The 684-nt window shown below is 67.1% G+C and carries 1 protein-coding gene; it reads right to left on the bottom strand.

Going from position 1 to position 684, the window contains the following annotated elements; translation table 11 throughout:
- A partial coding sequence (locus E1J61_RS36480; protein ID WP_207951312.1) for an acyl-CoA dehydrogenase family protein occupies positions 1–684 on the bottom strand: 684 nt, incomplete at its 5' end.

Raw genomic sequence — 684 nt, 5'->3', positions numbered from 1 at the left:
TTACATCGTTTCCGCGAACAGCTCGCGGCCGATCAGCATGCGGCGGATCTCAGACGTGCCGGCGCCGATCTCGTACAGCTTGGCGTCGCGCCACAGGCGCCCGGCCGGGTATTCGTTGATATAGCCGTTGCCGCCCAGGATCTGCACGGTCTCGCCCGCCATCCAGGTGGCCTTCTCGGCCGTGTACAGGATCACCGCGGCGCAGTCCTTGCGCACCTGGCGCACGTGGTCGCTGCCGAGCGCGTCCAGGTTCTTGCCGACCGTGTACAGGTAGCTGCGCGCCGCCTGCAGCGTGGTGTACATGTCGGCCACCTTGCCCTGGATCAGCTGGAATTCGCCGATGCTCTGGCCGAACTGCTTGCGGTCGTGGATGTACGGCGTGACCACGTCCATGCACGCCTGCATGATGCCGACCGGGCCGCCCGACAGCACGGCGCGCTCGTAGTCCAGCCCGCTCATCAGCACCCTGGCGCCGCTGTTCTCGGCGCCGAGGATGTTCTCGGCCGGCACCTCCACGTCCTCGAACACCAGCTCGCCGGTGTGCGAGCCGCGCATGCCCAGCTTGTCCAGCTTCTGCGCCACGGAGAAGCCCTTCATGCCCTTCTCGACGATAAAGGCGGTCATGCCGCGCGCGCCCAGCTCGGGCTCGGTCTTGGCGTAAACCACCAGCACGTCGCAGTCCGG

Origin of the sequence: Cupriavidus sp. L7L, from assembly GCF_004353535.1 — a bacterium.
GTDB lineage: Bacteria > Pseudomonadota > Gammaproteobacteria > Burkholderiales > Burkholderiaceae > Cupriavidus > Cupriavidus oxalaticus_A.
Note: the sequence above shows the minus strand (reverse complement) of the source record. Positions and strands in the feature narration are given on the sequence as shown.